The organism is Serratia sp. OLAL2 (assembly GCF_002752475.1).
Classification (GTDB): domain Bacteria; phylum Pseudomonadota; class Gammaproteobacteria; order Enterobacterales; family Enterobacteriaceae; genus Serratia; species Serratia bockelmannii.
In genome coordinates this window covers 257097-272439 of record NZ_MSTL01000016.1, presented here as the reverse complement: position 1 = coordinate 272439, position 15343 = coordinate 257097, and the positions used below count along the sequence as shown (strand labels likewise).

General features: G+C 62.7%; 16 protein-coding genes. 13 read left to right on the top strand and 3 right to left on the bottom strand.

The genetic code is table 11. The features are described 5' to 3' along the window. On the top strand, nt 1-792 hold the full coding sequence (locus tag BVU99_RS10130; RefSeq protein ID WP_099816601.1) for an SDR family oxidoreductase: 792 nt from the start codon (nt 1-3) through the stop codon (nt 790-792). A 56-nt stretch (nt 793-848) separates the two neighbouring features. On the opposite strand, the gene hpaR is transcribed toward BVU99_RS10130, so the two are convergent. After that, nucleotides 849-1301 carry a homoprotocatechuate degradation operon regulator HpaR gene (gene hpaR / locus BVU99_RS10125; RefSeq protein WP_004933183.1) on the bottom strand — a complete coding sequence of 151 codons (453 nt, stop codon included), beginning with the start codon at nt 1299-1301 and terminating at the stop codon, nt 849-851. A gap of 326 nt (nt 1302-1627) precedes the next feature. Here hpaR and BVU99_RS10120 point away from each other — a divergent pair, with 326 nt between their 5' ends. The 11 genes from BVU99_RS10120 (at nt 1628) to hpaC (ending at nt 12287) form a co-directional block, all read left to right on the top strand. Further along, nucleotides 1628-2260 carry a fumarylacetoacetate hydrolase family protein gene (locus BVU99_RS10120; RefSeq protein WP_049207851.1) on the top strand — a complete coding sequence of 211 codons (633 nt, stop codon included), beginning with the start codon at nt 1628-1630 and terminating at the stop codon, nt 2258-2260. Continuing rightward, a complete protein-coding gene (locus BVU99_RS10115; RefSeq protein ID WP_043136132.1) occupies nt 2257-3021 on the top strand; it encodes a fumarylacetoacetate hydrolase family protein in 765 nt (254 codons plus the stop codon). The genes BVU99_RS10120 and BVU99_RS10115 overlap by 4 nt, the downstream gene beginning before the upstream one ends. Further along, complete coding sequence (hpaE, locus tag BVU99_RS10110; protein WP_033636981.1) at nt 3018-4472, top strand: 5-carboxymethyl-2-hydroxymuconate semialdehyde dehydrogenase; 1455 nt, start codon at nt 3018-3020, stop codon at nt 4470-4472. Before BVU99_RS10115 ends, hpaE begins: the two co-directional genes overlap by 4 nt. Before the next feature lie 37 nt (nt 4473-4509). Beyond that, nucleotides 4510-5583 carry a 3,4-dihydroxyphenylacetate 2,3-dioxygenase gene (hpaD, locus tag BVU99_RS10105; protein WP_089180517.1) on the top strand — a complete coding sequence of 358 codons (1074 nt, stop codon included), beginning with the start codon at nt 4510-4512 and terminating at the stop codon, nt 5581-5583. A 50-nt stretch (nt 5584-5633) separates the two neighbouring features. Continuing rightward, entirely contained in the window at nt 5634-6020 is a 387-nt protein-coding gene (locus tag BVU99_RS10100; RefSeq protein WP_004933172.1) for a 5-carboxymethyl-2-hydroxymuconate Delta-isomerase, read from the top strand. Between the two features lie 14 nt (nt 6021-6034). Next, nucleotides 6035-6838, top strand: coding sequence for a 2-oxo-hept-4-ene-1,7-dioate hydratase (hpaH, locus tag BVU99_RS10095; protein ID WP_033641768.1), 804 nt, complete (start codon nt 6035-6037; stop codon nt 6836-6838). Between the two features lie 76 nt (nt 6839-6914). Next, on the top strand, nt 6915-7709 hold the full coding sequence (gene hpaI, locus BVU99_RS10090; RefSeq protein WP_099816600.1) for a 4-hydroxy-2-oxoheptanedioate aldolase: 795 nt from the start codon (nt 6915-6917) through the stop codon (nt 7707-7709). A 3-nt stretch (nt 7710-7712) separates the two neighbouring features. Next, nucleotides 7713-9083 (top strand): 4-hydroxyphenylacetate permease, encoded by a 1371-nt coding sequence (gene hpaX, locus BVU99_RS10085; RefSeq protein ID WP_089181649.1) that lies wholly within the window; start codon nt 7713-7715, stop codon nt 9081-9083. Nucleotides 9084-9117: 34 nt separating this feature from the next. Continuing rightward, nucleotides 9118-10014, top strand: coding sequence for a 4-hydroxyphenylacetate catabolism regulatory protein HpaA (gene hpaA, locus BVU99_RS10080; RefSeq protein ID WP_004933161.1), 897 nt, complete (start codon nt 9118-9120; stop codon nt 10012-10014). 178 nt (nt 10015-10192) lie between these two features. Beyond that, entirely contained in the window at nt 10193-11755 is a 1563-nt protein-coding gene (hpaB, locus tag BVU99_RS10075; RefSeq protein WP_043136111.1) for a 4-hydroxyphenylacetate 3-monooxygenase, oxygenase component, read from the top strand. Nucleotides 11756-11771: 16 nt separating this feature from the next. Next, nucleotides 11772-12287 (top strand): 4-hydroxyphenylacetate 3-monooxygenase, reductase component, encoded by a 516-nt coding sequence (gene hpaC / locus BVU99_RS10070; protein WP_025305188.1) that lies wholly within the window; start codon nt 11772-11774, stop codon nt 12285-12287. A 33-nt stretch (nt 12288-12320) separates the two neighbouring features. Here hpaC and ampH read toward each other — a convergent pair whose 3' ends face one another. Both ampH and BVU99_RS10060 read right to left on the bottom strand, forming a co-directional pair. Continuing rightward, nucleotides 12321-13463 (bottom strand): D-alanyl-D-alanine-carboxypeptidase/endopeptidase AmpH, encoded by a 1143-nt coding sequence (gene ampH, locus BVU99_RS10065; protein WP_025305189.1) that lies wholly within the window; start codon nt 13461-13463, stop codon nt 12321-12323. A 126-nt stretch (nt 13464-13589) separates the two neighbouring features. Next, nucleotides 13590-14348, bottom strand: coding sequence for a FadR/GntR family transcriptional regulator (locus tag BVU99_RS10060; RefSeq protein ID WP_025305190.1), 759 nt, complete (start codon nt 14346-14348; stop codon nt 13590-13592). Nucleotides 14349-14584: 236 nt separating this feature from the next. Between BVU99_RS10060 and BVU99_RS10055 the strand changes: the two genes are divergently transcribed. Beyond that, nucleotides 14585-15325 (top strand): SDR family oxidoreductase, encoded by a 741-nt coding sequence (locus BVU99_RS10055; protein ID WP_043136107.1) that lies wholly within the window; start codon nt 14585-14587, stop codon nt 15323-15325. The last annotated feature ends 18 nt before the right edge of the window (nt 15326-15343 follow it).

Below are 15343 nucleotides of genomic sequence, written 5' to 3'. Positions count from 1 at the left end.
ATGAGCGCAACCTATGCGGCCGATGCTTTTGCGGGGCAGGTGGTGCTGGTGACCGGCGGCGCGCAGGGCATTGGGCTGGCGATCGTCAGCGCCTTTGCCCGGCTGGGCGCCGAGGTGACGATCGCGGACGTGCAGCTGCCGCAGGCGCAGGCGGCGGCGCAAACGCTGCGGGACGAAGGGCTGAGCGTACAGGCGCTGGTCTGCGATCTGGCCGAGCCGGGGCAGATTGCCGAGTTGGTGGCGGCGGTGGGCGAGCGGCACCAACGGTTGGACGTGGTGATCCACAACGCCGCCTATTTTCCGCTGACGCCGTTCGCCGCCATCGACGCGGCCCTGTTGCAACGCACGCTGAGCGTCAATCTGATGGCGCCGTTCTTTCTGGCGCAGGCGGCGCTGCCGTGGATGCGCCACCGGGGCGGGGGCTGCATTCTGGTGACCTCGTCGGTGACCGGCCCGCGGGTAGCCTACCCGGGGCTGGCGCACTATGCCGCCTCCAAGGCCGGGGTGAACGGGTTTATTCGCGCGGCGGCGCTGGAGCTGGCGGCGGAGAACATTCGCGTCAACGGCGTGGAGCCGGGGATGATCCGCACGCCGGCGATGGCCAACCTGGGCGACGCGCAAGTGAATCAGGCGATCGCCGCCTCAGTGCCGCTCGGGCGGCTGGGGGAACCGGCAGACATCGCCGCGGCGATGGTGTTTCTCGCCTCGCCGGCGGCGGCCTACATCACCGGCCAGACGCTGGTGGTGGACGGCGGCGCGCTGTTGCCGGAAACGAATTCTCTGCTTACTTGACGCTGCAGCGTTGTTGGCTGCAACGCCAATTAATTTGAGCATTCCGGTTGGTTAAATCACTGCTTGGCGGGATGCGCGGTGACGTTGGCAGGCAGGCTGTCACCCAGGGTGATCAGCTCGTCCAGCAACGTCATCAGCTGGTCCATTTTCTGCCGCGAGAAAGCGGCTTCAATCTCGGCGTAGCCCTGTTCCACCTGGTGGCGCGCCACTTCATACAGATCCTGGCCCTGCTGGGTCAGCGACACGTACAGCTTGCGCTGATCGTTAACCGGCTTGAGGCGGAAGATCAGCTTATCACGCTCCATGCGCGACAGAATGCCGGTCAGGCTGGGACGCAGGATGCAGGTTTCCGCCGCCAGTTCGTGGAATTCGATCGAACGGCTGTTGGCCAGCACGCGGATGATGCGCCACTGCTGCTCGGTCAGGTTGTGGCTTTTCAGGATCGGGCGAAAGAACCCCATGGCGGTTTCGCGCGCCTGCAGCAGGGCGATGGTTAACGATTCATGCATAAGTTTGGCCTTAGCTATCAAGGTGTTCGTTGTCACGGCGCTTACCGCAGGGCTGTTACCCCGCCAGGCCCGATTTTGTTAATAACTTAATAGTAGCCAAAGTTACCCGCAGGGATAAAGCAAAAATGCGCGGGGCAGCGAAAAATGGCGATAAAAATGATTAATACGCTGAATAATCACGCTAATGTTCGTTGTTTGTGAATATTTTGTTATCACGATCACAAATCACTCCAAGCGCGTTGCGTAAAAGCTGCACAGCGTATAAAAGTAATCATTAATATATTAATGAATGCCGGTTGTCATGTTTTGCCATTGGAGGAGTTCGCATGAAAGGCACCGTATTTTCCGTTGCGCTGAACCACCGCAGCCAACTGGACGCCTGGGATCAGGCGTTTCACCAGCCACCGTATCAAACCCCGCCCAAAACCCCGGTGTGGTTTATCAAACCGCGCAACACCCACCTCGCCAACGGCGGGGCGATCCCGTTTCCGGCCGGTGAAACCGTGCAAAGCGGCGGCACGCTGGCGGTGATCATCGGCGATACCGTGCGCAAGGTGCCGGCGGCGCAGGTGAGCCGTTATCTGGCCGGTTACGCGCTGGCCAACGACGTCAGCCTGCCGGAAAGCAGCTTCTACCGCCCGGCGATCAAGGCCAAATGCCGCGACGGGTTCTGCCCGCTGGGGGAGATTGGTCTGCTGGAGAATGCCGATCGGCTGGAGATCGTCACCGAGATCAACGGCGTGGAGCAGGACCGCTGGTCCACCGCCGATCTGGTGCGCTCGGTGCCGGAACTGATCGCCGCCATCAGCGATTTCATCACCCTGCAGCCGGGCGATGCGGTGTTAATCGGCACCCCGCACCAGCGGGTGGAGATCAAACCGGGGGATGAGGTGACGGTGCGCGCCGCCGGCCTGCCCACTCTCACCAACCGCGTCACCCAGGCAGGAGCCGCATCATGAAACATGCCCGTATTCGCCATCATGGCCAGATCGTCAACGTTCAGGTGGACGACCAGCTGCGCGTCACGCTGCCGAACGGCGAGGTGCTGCAGGAGCGCGAAGTGGAATGGCTGCCGCCGGCGCAGGGCACGGTGTTCGCCCTGGGGCTGAACTATGCCGACCACGCCAGCGAGCTGGAATTCAAGGCGCCGGAAGAGCCGCTGGTGTTCCTCAAGGCGCCGAACACCCTGACCGGGCACCGTCAGGTGTCGGTACGCCCAGCCGGCGTGGAGTATATGCATTACGAAGCCGAGCTGGTGGCGGTGATCGGCAAGACCGCGCGCAACGTCAGCCGTGAGCACGCCATGGAGTACGTGGCGGGTTACACCTTGTGCAACGACTACGCCATCCGCGATTACCTGGAGAACTACTACCGGCCGAATCTGCGGGTGAAGAGCCGCGATACCCTAACGCCGATCGGGCCGTACATCGTCGATCGCGACGACGTCGCCGATCCGCACCGTCTGGCGCTCAGCACCTACGTCAACGGTGAGCTGCGCCAGCGCGGCAGCACCGCCGACATGATTTTCGACATTCCGTTCCTGATCGCCTACCTGAGCGAATTCATGACGCTGCAGCCGGGCGACATGATCGCCACCGGCACGCCGAAAGGGCTGGCCGACGTGCAGCCGGGCGATGAAGTGGTGGTGGAGATCGAGGGCATCGGCCGTCTGGTTAACCACATTATCAGTGAAAAAGATTACGAGGAGAGCCTGCGATGAAAACCATCAACCACTGGATCAACGGCAAGAACGTCGCCAGCAAAGAGTACTTCACCACCACCAACCCGGCGAACGGCGAGGTGCTGGCGGAGGTGGCTTCCGGCGGTCAGCTGGAGATAGACCAGGCGGTGGCCGCGGCGAAAGAGGCGTTCCCCAAGTGGGCGAATACGCCGATGAAAGAGCGCGCGCGCCTGATGCGCCGTTTGGGTGAACTGATCGACCAGAACGTGCCGCAGATCGCCGAACTGGAAACCGCCGATACCGGTCTGCCTATCCATCAGACCAAAAACGTGCTGATCCCGCGCGCCTCGCACAACTTCGAATTCTTCGCCGAGGTGTGCCAGCAGATGAACGGCAAGACCTACCCGGTGGACGACAAGATGCTCAACTACACGCTGGTGCAGCCGGTGGGGGTATGCGCGCTGGTGTCGCCGTGGAACGTGCCGTTCATGACCGCCACCTGGAAAACCGCGCCTTGCCTGGCGCTGGGCAACACGGCGGTGCTGAAGATGTCCGAACTGTCGCCGCTGACCGCCGATCGCCTGGGCGAGCTGGCGCTGGAAGCCGGCATTCCGGCCGGGGTGCTGAACGTGGTGCAGGGCTACGGCGCCACCGCCGGCGACGCATTGGTGCGCCATAAAGACGTGCGCGCGGTTTCCTTCACCGGCGGCACCGCCACCGGCCGGCGCATCATCGAAAGCGCCGGGCTGAAGAAATTCTCCATGGAGCTCGGCGGCAAGTCGCCGGTGCTGATCTTTGAAGACGCCGACATCGAGCGGGCGCTCGACGCCGCGCTGTTCACCATCTTCTCGATCAACGGCGAACGCTGCACCGCCGGTTCACGCATCTTCATTCAGGAGAGCATCTACCCGGAATTCGTCAAACGTTTCGCCGAGCGCGCCAACCGTCTGCGCGTCGGCGATCCGCAAGATCCCAACACCCAGGTGGGCGCGTTGATCAGCCCGCAGCACTGGGAAAAAGTCTCCGGCTATATCCGCCTCGGGGTGGAGGAAGGGGCGACCCTGTTGGCCGGCGGCCCGGATAAACCGGCCGGCTTGAGCCACGGCAACTTCCTGCGCCCGACGGTGCTGGCGGATGTCGACAACCGGATGCGCGTGGCGCAGGAGGAGATCTTCGGGCCGGTGGCCTGCCTGCTGCCGTTCAAATCAGAAGAAGACGGCCTGCGCATGGCCAACGACGTGGAGTACGGCCTGGCGTCGTACATCTGGACGCAGGATGTGAGCAAGGTTCTGCGCCTGGCCCGCGGCATTGAAGCGGGCATGGTTTTCGTCAACACCCAAAACGTACGCGATCTGCGCCAACCGTTCGGCGGCGTGAAAGCCTCCGGCACCGGCCGCGAAGGCGGCGAATACAGCTTCGAAGTGTTCGCCGAAATGAAGAACGTGTGCATTTCCATGGGCGACCACCCGATCCCGAAATGGGGCGTTTGAGCCTCAGGCCACAATAATAACGAAAGAGATGAGAACAATGACGACAAAACTTACCACTGATGCTGTCCCTGCTCCCGACGTCGTGCGCTGTGCCTACATGGAAATTCAGGTCACGAACCTTAAAGCCGCACGCGAATTTTACGTCGATATCCTCGGCCTGGTCGTGACCGCCGAAGAGGATAAAACCCTCTACCTGCGTTCGATGGAGGAGTTTATTCATCATAACCTGGTGCTGCGCGAAGGCCCGGTCGCCGCCGTGGCGGCGTTTGCTTTCCGCGTGCGCACGCCGGAAGACGTCGATCGCGCCGAAGCGTATTTCAAGGCGCTTGGCTGCCGTACCGAGCGTCGGGTGAACGGGTTCGCCAAAGGCATCGGCGATGCGGTGCGGGTAGAGGATCCGCTCGGTTTTCCGTATGAGTTTTTCTACGATGTGCAGCACGTCGAGCGTCTGGCCTGGCGCTACGATCTGTATACGCCGGGCGCGCTGGTGCGCCTCGACCACTTTAACCAAATCACCCCTGACGTGCCGCGCGCCGTGGAATACATCCAGGGGCTGGGCTTCCGCGTGACGGAAGACATCCGCGATGAAGACGGCGTGGTTTACGCGGCCTGGATGCGCCGCAAGGCGACGGTGCACGATACCGCGATGACCGGCGGCGCCGGGCCGCGCATGCACCACATCGCCTTCGCCACCCATGAAAAGCACAACATTTTGGCCATCTGCGACAAGCTCGGCGCGTTGCGCAAATCCGATTTGATCGAACGCGGCCCTGGCCGCCACGGTGTCTCCAACGCGTTCTATCTCTACCTGCGCGATCCCGATGGCCACCGCGTGGAAATCTACACGCAGGATTACTACACCGGCGATCCGGACAACCCGACCGTGACCTGGGACGTGCATGACAACCAGCGCCGCGACTGGTGGGGCAATCCGGTGGTGCCGAGCTGGTACACCGAAGGATCGCTGGTGCTGGATCTCGATGGGCAGCCGCAGCCGGTCATCGAGCGCAGTGCGCCCAGCGAAATGGCCGTCACCATCGGCGCAGACGGTTTTTCCTATACCCGCGAGGGCGATACGGAAAAAGGTTTCAAACTTGGCAATACGCTGTAAATGCCGCTGCGCGGGCCTTGCCCGCGCCTATGCGCCGTCTGGAGAACGCTATGCCCCATTTTTACGCTGAATGTACCGACAACATCCGCCGCGAGGCGGATTTGCCCACCCTGTTCGCCAAGGTCAACGAGGCGCTGGCGGCGACCGGCATCTTCCCGCTGGCCGGCGTGCGCAGCCGCGCCATCTGGCTCGACACCTGGCAGATGGCCGACGGCAAGCAGGATTACGCCTTCGTGCACATGACGCTGAAGATCGGCCACGGCCGCAGTCTGGAAAGCCGGCAGCAGGTGGGCGAGATGCTGTTTGCGCTGATCAAGGAACACTTTGCCGCGCTGATGGCGCAGCGTTACCTGGCGCTCTCTTTCACCATGGAAGAGCTGGATCCGGTGCTGAATTACAAACAGAACAATGTCCACGCGCTGTTCAACAAGGCGTGAATAAGGGGTCGTAAATGCTGGATAAAGAGCAGGTTAACCGCGCCGTGCAGCGCCTGCATCAGGCGGAAAAGAGTCGTGAGCAGATCCGCGCGCTGTCGCTCGATCATCCCGAGATCACCATCGAAGATGCCTACGCCATTCAGCGGCAGTGGGTGGCGCTGAAGATCGCCGAGGGGCGTGCGCTCAAAGGCCACAAGATCGGCCTGACGTCGCGCGCCATGCAGGTCAGCTCGCAGATCACCGAACCGGACTACGGCGCACTGCTGGACGACATGTTCTTCAACGACGGCAGCGATATTCCGATCGATCGCTTCATCGTGCCGCGGGTGGAGGTGGAGCTGGCGTTCGTGCTGGCCAAGCCGCTGCGCGGGCCGAACTGCACGCTGTTCGACGTCTACAACGCCACCGACTACGTCATTCCGGCGCTGGAGATCATCGACGCGCGCAGCCACAACGTCGATCCCGAGACGCAGCGGCCGCGCAAGGTGTTCGACACCATCTCCGACAACGCCGCCAACGCCGGGGTGGTGATGGGTGGGCGGCCGATCAAGCCGGATGCGCTGGATCTGCGTTGGATCTCTGCGCTGCTGTACCGCAACGGCGTGATTGAAGAGTCCGGCGTGGCGGCGGCGGTGCTCAATCATCCGGCCAACGGCGTGGCCTGGCTGGCCAACAAGCTGGCGCCGTATGAGGTGGAGCTGGAAGCGGGGCAGGTGATCCTCGGTGGTTCCTTCACCCGGCCGGTGCCGGCGCGGCGCGGCGATACTTTCCACGTCGATTACGGCCCGATGGGCTGCATCAGCTGCCGCTTCGTCTAATAAGCAGGTCCGGCGAACCGGGCCGCAATAACCGGGCGGGGGCCACGCGCCGCGCCCGCTTGTCAGGGAGAATGCGATGTTAACCAACCACTTCAAGCGAGCGCTGCAGGAAAAACGCCCGCAGATCGGGCTGTGGCTCGGGCTGTGCAGCAGCTACAGCGCCGAGCTGTTGGCCGGCGCCGGTTTCGACTGGCTGCTGATCGACGGCGAACATGCGCCCAACAACGTGCAGACGGTGCTGGGGCAGCTGCAGGCGGTCGCGCCTTACCCGAGCCAGCCGGTGGTTCGCCCGCCGTGGAACGACGCGGTGATCATCAAGCAACTGCTGGACGTCGGCGCGCAAACCTTATTGATCCCGATGATTCAGAATGCCGAACAGGCGCGCGACGCGGTGCGCGCCACGCGCTATCCGCCGCACGGCGTGCGCGGCGTCGGCAGCGCCCTGGCGCGTGCTTCGCGCTGGAACCGGGTGCCCGATTACCTGCAGCAGGCCGATGAGCAGATGTGCGTGCTGGTGCAAATTGAAACCCGCGAAGCGGTGAAAAACCTCGACGCCATTTTGCAGGTGGAAGGGGTGGACGGCGTGTTTATCGGCCCAGCGGATCTCAGCGCCGACATGGGCTTTGCCGGCAATCCGCAGCACCCGGAGGTGCAGCGCACCATCGACGACGCCATCGCGCGTATCCGCGCCGCCGGCAAGGCGCCGGGCATTTTGATGGCCAACAAGGTACTGGCGCAGCGCTATCTGGAGGCCGGCGCGCTGTTCGTTGCGGTGGGGGTGGATACCACCCTGCTGGCGCGGGCGGCGGAAGCCCTGGCGGACGAGTTCAAACAGGGCGGGGCGCAAGCGCCTTCATCGGGAGTCTACTGAACCATGAACCACGTCGATTCGCTGCCGCCGGCCAACCCGGCGCAGCAACATAAAGCGTTAACCGCCGCCGAGCAATCGGTGATTAAAAAGTTGTTTCGGCGCCTGATCATTTTCCTGTTCGTGTTGTTTGTTTTCTCTTTCCTCGATCGTATCAACATCGGCTTCGCCGGGCTGACGATGGGCAAAGATCTCGGCCTCAGCTCGACCATGTTCGGGCTGGCGGCGACGTTGTTCTATGTCACCTACGTGATCTTTGGCATACCGAGCAACATGATGCTGAGCCGGGTCGGTGCGCGGCGCTGGATCGCCACCATCATGGTGCTGTGGGGCATCGCCTCCACCTGCACCATGTTCGCTACCGGGCCGACCAGTCTGTACGTGCTGCGCATGATTGTCGGCATCACCGAGGCCGGCTTCCTGCCGGGCATTCTGGTGTACCTCACCTACTGGTTCCCGGCGTTTTACCGCGCCCGCGCCAACGCGCTGTTCATGATCGCCATGCCGGTGACCATGGCGATCGGCTCGCTGGTCTCCGGCTATATCCTGGCGCTGGACGGGGTGATGAACCTGAAGGGCTGGCAGTGGCTGTTCCTGCTGGAAGGCATTCCATCGGTGCTGCTGGGCGTGGTGGTGTGGTTCTATCTCGACGACACCCCGGCCAAGGCCAAGTGGCTGACCGACGAGGAAAAAGCCAGCCTGCAGGCGATGATGGAGGCCGACAAGCTGCAGCTGGTGCAGCCCAACGGGCCGAGCAGCCACCGCGCGCTGCAGCAGCGCAGCCTGTGGCGTGAGATCTGCACGCCGATTGTGCTGATGTACACGCTGGCCTATTTCTGCCTGACCAACACCCTGAGCGCGATCAACATCTGGACGCCGCAGATCCTGCAGAGCTTCAACCAGGGCAGCAGCAACGTGACGATCGGCATTCTGGCGGCGATCCCGCAGATCTGCACCATCGCCGGCATGGTGTGGTGGAGCAAACGATCCGACAGGCTGCAGGAGCGCAAGCATCACACCGCGCTGCCGTACCTGTTCGCCGCCGCCGGCTGGCTATTGGCGTCCGCCACCGATCACAGCCTGATCCAGCTGCTCGGGATCGTGATGGCCTCGGTCGGCTCCTTTACCGCCATGGCGATCTTCTGGACCACGCCGGATCAGTCGATCAGCCTGGAAGCGCGGGCGGTGGGGATCGCGGTGATCAACGCCACCGGCAACATCGGATCGGCGCTCAGCCCGCTGCTGATCGGCTGGTTCAAGGACATGACCGGCAGCTTCAACTCCGGGCTGTATTTCGTTTCGGCGCTGTTGATCGTCGGCGCCGTGCTGGTGTGGCGCATTCCGATGAAGGATTCGCGCCCGAGAGCGACGCCTTGATGCGCAAGTGGGCATGATTGCAGGAGGTCATGAGGTGCGGAAAAGTACCGGCTTTATCGCCAACATCGATATTTGCAAAGAGTATGACGCGCGCTACGCCGCCGACGAGGTGCACTACGAAACCTTCGCCGGGCTGGCGGCATTCTTCGGCCGCGACATGCAGGTGCACTGGCACGACTGCTTCTTCCAGGTGCATTTCCTGGAGACCGGCAAGATAGAGCTGCAGCTCGACGATCAGCACTATTCGGTGCAGGCGCCGCTGTTCATCCTCACGCCGCCGTCGGTGCCGCATGCGTTCTTCACCGAACCGGACAGCGACGGCCACGTGCTGACGGTGCGCCAGGAGCTGATTTGGCCGCTGCTGGAGCGCCTGTACCCCGGCAGCAACCTGGCGCTGGACATGCCGGGCATCTGCCTGTCGCTGGCCGATGCGCCGCAGGAGCTGACGGCGCTCAGCCACTACTGGGCGCTGATCCGCCGCGAGTTCGCGCAGAACCTGGCCGGGCGCGAACAGACGCTGGCGCTGTTGGCGCAGGCGGTGTTCACGCTGCTGCTGCGCAACACCGCGCTGGAAGACAGCGCCAACAGCGGCGTGCGCGGCGAACTGCAGCTGTTTCAACGGTTTAACAAGATGGTGGACGAGCGTTTTCGCGAGCATCTGCCGGTGCCGGAGTATGCGCAGGCGTTGGGGGTGACTGAATCGCGGCTCAACGACCTGTGTCGGCGCTTCGCCAACCGGCCGCCCAAACGGCTGATTTTCGATCGGCTGCTGCGCGAGGCCAAGCGCATGCTGCTGTTCAGCGCCTGCACGGTGCATGAAACCGCTTACAGCCTCGGCTTCAAGGATCCGGCCTATTTCGCCCGTTTTTTCAATCGGCTGGAAGGCTGTTCCCCCTCGACCTACCGCGCGGCGCAACACGCCCTTTCGTAACCGCGATCACAGTTTGCCGCGAAAGCGGCAAACTGACCTGAAAAGTACCGGCGATTGCCGCAAAAGTCTCTTCTCGAAACCGGCTTTGGCAGCTTCAATTAAGCAACCAAAAGAAAACATTATTTTAACAAATGGCCGACTCCACGGCCTGAAAAATGCCGATGACGAGGAAGACCCGATGAAACCAGAAGACTTTCGTGCCGACAGCAAACGCCCGTTCACCGGCGCCGAATACCTGAAAAGTTTGCAGGATAGCCGCGAAATCTACATTTACGGCGAACGCGTAAAAGACGTCACCACCCACCCGGCGTTCCGCAACGCGGCGGCGTCGGTCGGCCAGCTGTACGACGCGCTGCACGATCCGGCCAGCCAGGATCGCCTGTGCTGGAATACCGACACCGGCAACGGCGGCTATACCCACAAATTCTTCCGCTACGCCCGCAGCCCGGAAGAGATGCGCCAGCAGCGTGACGCCATCGCCGACTGGTCACGCCAAAGCTACGGCTGGATGGGGCGCACGCCGGATTATAAGGCGGCCTTCGGCTGCGCGCTGGGCGCTTATCCGGAGTTCTACGGCCAGTTCGCCGACAACGCGCGCCACTGGTACAAACGCATTCAGGAAACCGGGCTCTATTTCAACCACGCTATCGTCAACCCGCCGATCGATCGTCATAAGCCGGTCAATGAGGTGAAGGACGTCTACATTCAGGTGGAGAAAGAAACTGACGCCGGCATCGTGGTCAGCGGCGCCAAAGTGGTGGCTACCAACTCGGCGTTGACCCACTACAACTTCATCGGCTTCGGTTCGGCGCAGGTGATGGGCGATAATCCGGACTTCGCGCTGATGTTCGTGGCGCCGATGGACGCCGAAGGAGTGAAGCTGATTTCGCGCGCCTCCTACGAGCTGGTGGCCGGCGCCACCGGATCGCCGTTTGACTATCCGCTCACCAGCCGCTTCGACGAGAACGACGCGATCCTGATCATGGATCATGTGCTGATCCCGTGGGAAAACGTGCTGATCTACCGCGATTTCGACCGCTGCCGCCGCTGGAGCACCCAGGGCGGTTTCGCCCGGCTGTTCCCGCTGCAGGCCTGCGTGCGCCTGGCGGTGAAGATGGATTTCATCACCGCGCTGTTGCAAAAGAGCCTCTCGTGCACCGGCGTGCTGGAGTTCCGCGGCGTGCAGGCCGATCTGGGCGAAGTGGTGGCCTGGCGCAACCTGTTCTGGTCGCTGAGCGACGCGATGTGCGCCGAAGCCACGCAATGGGAAAACGGCGCCTACCTGCCGGATTCCGCCGCGCTGCAAACCTACCGCGTGATGGCGCCGATGGCCTACACCAAGGTGAAACACATCATCGAAAAGAACGTCACCAGCGGCCTGATCTACCTGCCGTCCAGCGTGCGCGACATGAACAACCCGGAGATCGACAAGTACCTGGCGCGCTACGTGCGCGGATCGGACGGCATGGATCACGTCGAGCGCATCAAGATCCTCAAGCTGATGTGGGACGCGATCGGCAGTGAGTTCGGCGGGCGCCACGAGCTGTATGAGATCAACTACGCCGGCAGCCAGGATGAGATCCGCCTGCAGTGCCTGCGCCATGCGCAGGGATCCGGCAATATGGATCGCATGATGCAGATGGTCGACAAGTGCCTGGCCGATTACGATCAGCACGGCTGGAAGGTGCCGCACCTGCGGAACAATGACGATATTAATCAGTTGGATAATCTGCTGAAGTAATTCAGGAGGAGGTTGTATGTCTCAGGAAAATGAACAGCGCCTGCGCTTTCGCGACGCCATGGCCAGCCTGTCGGCGGCGGTGAATATCGTCACCACCGACGGCCCGGCGGGGCGCTGCGGCATCACCGCCACGGCGGTGTGCTCGGTAACCGATACGCCGCCGACGCTGCTGGTGTGCATCAACCGCAACAGCGCGATGAACCCGGTGTTTCAGGAAAACCGCAGGCTGTGCGTCAACGTGCTCAACCACGAGCAGGAGCTGATGGCGCGCCACTTCGCCGGCATGACCGGCGTCAGCATGGAAGATCGTTTCCGGCTGGAAGAGTGGCAGCTCGGCGCACTGGGGCAGCCGGTGCTGCGCAATACCCTGGCCAGCCTGGAAGGGGAAATCGAGCAGATCCAGAGCATCGGTACCCACCAGATGTACCTGGTGCAGATCAAGCAGATCGCGCTGAGCGAAGCCGGTAACGGCCTGATCTACTTCAAGCGCAACTTCCATCCGGTGATCCATCAGATGGCGGTGCTGGCCTGAGACGTGGGGGCGCAGCCAGCTGCGCCCCACATATCAACTCTTGTTGGCTGCCAGATCGCTCACCAGGCGGTTGACCGGATCGCTCATGTTGGTGAACTTGCTCAGCTCCGAGCGGGTCACCACCACGAACACCCCGACATTTTTCGCCGGGATCATCGCCATGTAGGTAATGAATCCGCCGCCGCCGCCGGTCTTCTGAATGATGCCCGGCAGCCCGTCCTTCGGCGCCATATACACCCAGCCCAATCCTAATGCATCCGCTTGCCCCGGCACGTCCATGCCCTTCAGCGACACCAGATCGTGGCGCTGGAAGTACATGGTTTGTTCGCTGGCAGCGGTGGCTTTGCGCGGGCCGCTGGCGCTGGAGGAGAGGAACTGCTGCATCCAGCGCTGCATGTCGCGCGGGGTGGAGTAGACGCCGCCGCTGCCGGCCGCGGCGGTGGTGTCGCGGCAGGCGCTCGGGCCGGCCGCCGCCACCATCAGGCGCGAACACTGTTCAGGGCTCGGCGTCAGCGTGGTATCCACCATGCCGAGCGGCGCGGTGATTTTCTCTTTCAGCAGCGCGTTATAAGGCTTGCCCGCGGCGCGCGACAGCGCATCGGCCAGCAGATCGTACGCCAGGTTGGAATACGCGGCGTGCACGCCCGGCGGCGTCGTGATGTTGGCATGCGCCAGCCACTGCCAGCGCTGGGCCTTGGTCGGCCAGGTGAACACCGGCGTTTTCGGCGGCTTCTTGCCCGGCTGCTCGCGCGGCAGCGCGCTGGTGTGAGTGGCCAGGTTCAATAAGGTGATCGGCTGGCCGGCGTTGTAAGCCGGCACATAGGCGCCTTTGGGGGCGTACTTGCGCAGCGGATCGGTCAGTTTGACCTGGCCTGCCGCCGCCATTTTTACCATCACTTCGCTGGTCATCAGCTTGGTGATCGACGCGATGCGGATCAGCGAATCCGGGCGCGGGCGCAGGTTGTTGCCGGGCTTGGTGTCGCCGAAGCTGCGGTTAACCACCTGATTGCCGTCGATCACCACCAGCGCCATGCCGGTGGCGCCGCTGTTGTAGAAAATATGTTCGGCATACTGGTCGACGATTTGCGAAGCCAGCTGCGGGGGCGCGGCCTGCACGGCCAGCGGCGCGGCGCACAGGCCCAGCGCCAGCAATAAAGCGGAGACAGAGTTCTTCAACGGTCGTTATCCATTTAACAATGCAGCGGGGAAAGGGCTTATTCGTCGCCCAGTGTAATGCCCCCAGGCCCCGGCTGCATGTAGAAAAAAGAGCGGTGGCGATAAAATTTTTTCACCGCCGGCGGCCTACTGCGCGCGGGCGAAAATGGCGATCACTTCGTCCAGGTGCGCCTTCATCGCCTTGCGGGCGCCGCGCACGTCGCGCGCTTCGATCGCCGCCAGGATCGCCCGGTGTTCCAGCTCGGAGCGGTGCGGCATGTCGTCCGGCGTATAGTGGCGCTGCAGCACGCGGAACATGCTGCCGTAACGGTGGCCGAGCAGGTGGCCGATGATGAACGCATAGGCCGGGTTGCCGCTGGCCTGGGCGATGCGGATGTGGAACAGCCGATCGCCGGGGTGGGTGGCGGAACCGGCGCGGTTATCGCGGCAGTTCTGTTCATAGGCGGCGCGGATACCCGCCAGCTCTTCGTCGGTGGCGTGGCGCGCGGCCAGCGCGGCGGTCTCCGGTTCGATCAGCAGGCGGGTTTGCAGCAGAGAAAACGGCGGCAACTCGGCGTTGAAATCCAGCTCGATGTTCAGTTCGTCGTCGATCTCCGCCCACTGGTTGCGGCCGGCTTGGGCCATCACCGGCTCCTGCGACGGCGCCAGCGGCGTTGGCGAGCGCACGATCACCCCGTTGCCGACCTTGACGTCTACCAGGCCGATCACTTCCAGCGCGATCAGCGCCTCGCGCACCGACGCGCGGCTGACCTGCAATTGCTGGGCGAGATCGCGCTCCGAGGGCAGACGGCTGCCCGGCGGAAATTCGTTATTTTCGATAAGACGTTTGAGTTGGTCAGCTATCTGTCTGTAAATTCTTGGGTTTTCCAGTCGGGTAATCGGCATTTTTGACCTTTGACGATTCGGCGTTCAGTGATTTGGCGCACAATTATGCGATAAGGCGCTTGAGTAATCGTTATTCAAGTGTAAAAAAATGGTTAATTGAAATGCGGTTTCAAGGCTGTTTTTATTAACTTCTTCCCCCAACGATAACGCGTAAAGCGTCTTTTGTCATGTTAGAGGCCTGACCTTTAACCGCCTTTAGTGGCCTGACCATTAGACCTTTAGGCCGAGGAGTCAAGATGGATTTAACCGGGAAACGCGTACTGATCACCGCCGCCGGGCAAGGGATCGGATTCACCACCGCCAGGCTGTTCGCCGCCGCCGGCGCTGAAGTGATCGCCAGCGACATCAACCTCGAGCGCCTGCAGGGCTCCGCCGGGATCCGCGCGCTGACGCTGAACGTCACCGATCCGGCCGCCATCGCGGCGGCGGCGGAAGCGATCGGCCCGATCGACGTGCTGTTCAACTGCGCTGGCGTGGTGCACAGCGGATCGATCCTCGACTGCAGCGAAGATCAGTGGGCGTTCGCGCTCGATCTCAACGTCACCGCGATGTTCCGCATGATCCGCGCCTTCCTGCCGGGCATGTTGGCGCGCGGCAAAGGCTCGATCATCAACATGTCTTCGGTGGCCTCGAGCGTGAAAGGGGTGCCGAACCGCTTCGCCTACAGCGCCAGCAAGGCGGCGGTGATCGGCCTAACGCGCTCGGTGGCGGCGGATTACGTCACCCAGGGCATCCGCTGCAACGCCATTTGCCCCGGCACGGTGGAATCGCCGTCGCTGCGCCAGCGCATCGCCGAGCAGGCGCGCGAACAGGGGCGCAGCGAGCAAGAGGTGTATCAGGCGTTCGTCGCCCGTCAGCCGATCGGGCGCATCGGCACCACCGAGGAAATCGCCCAATTGGCGCTGTATCTGGCCTCCGACGCCAGCTCGTACACCACAGGAACGGTGCAGATCATCGACGGTGGCTGGAGCAACTGAGCCGCCAGTTTTGAGAGA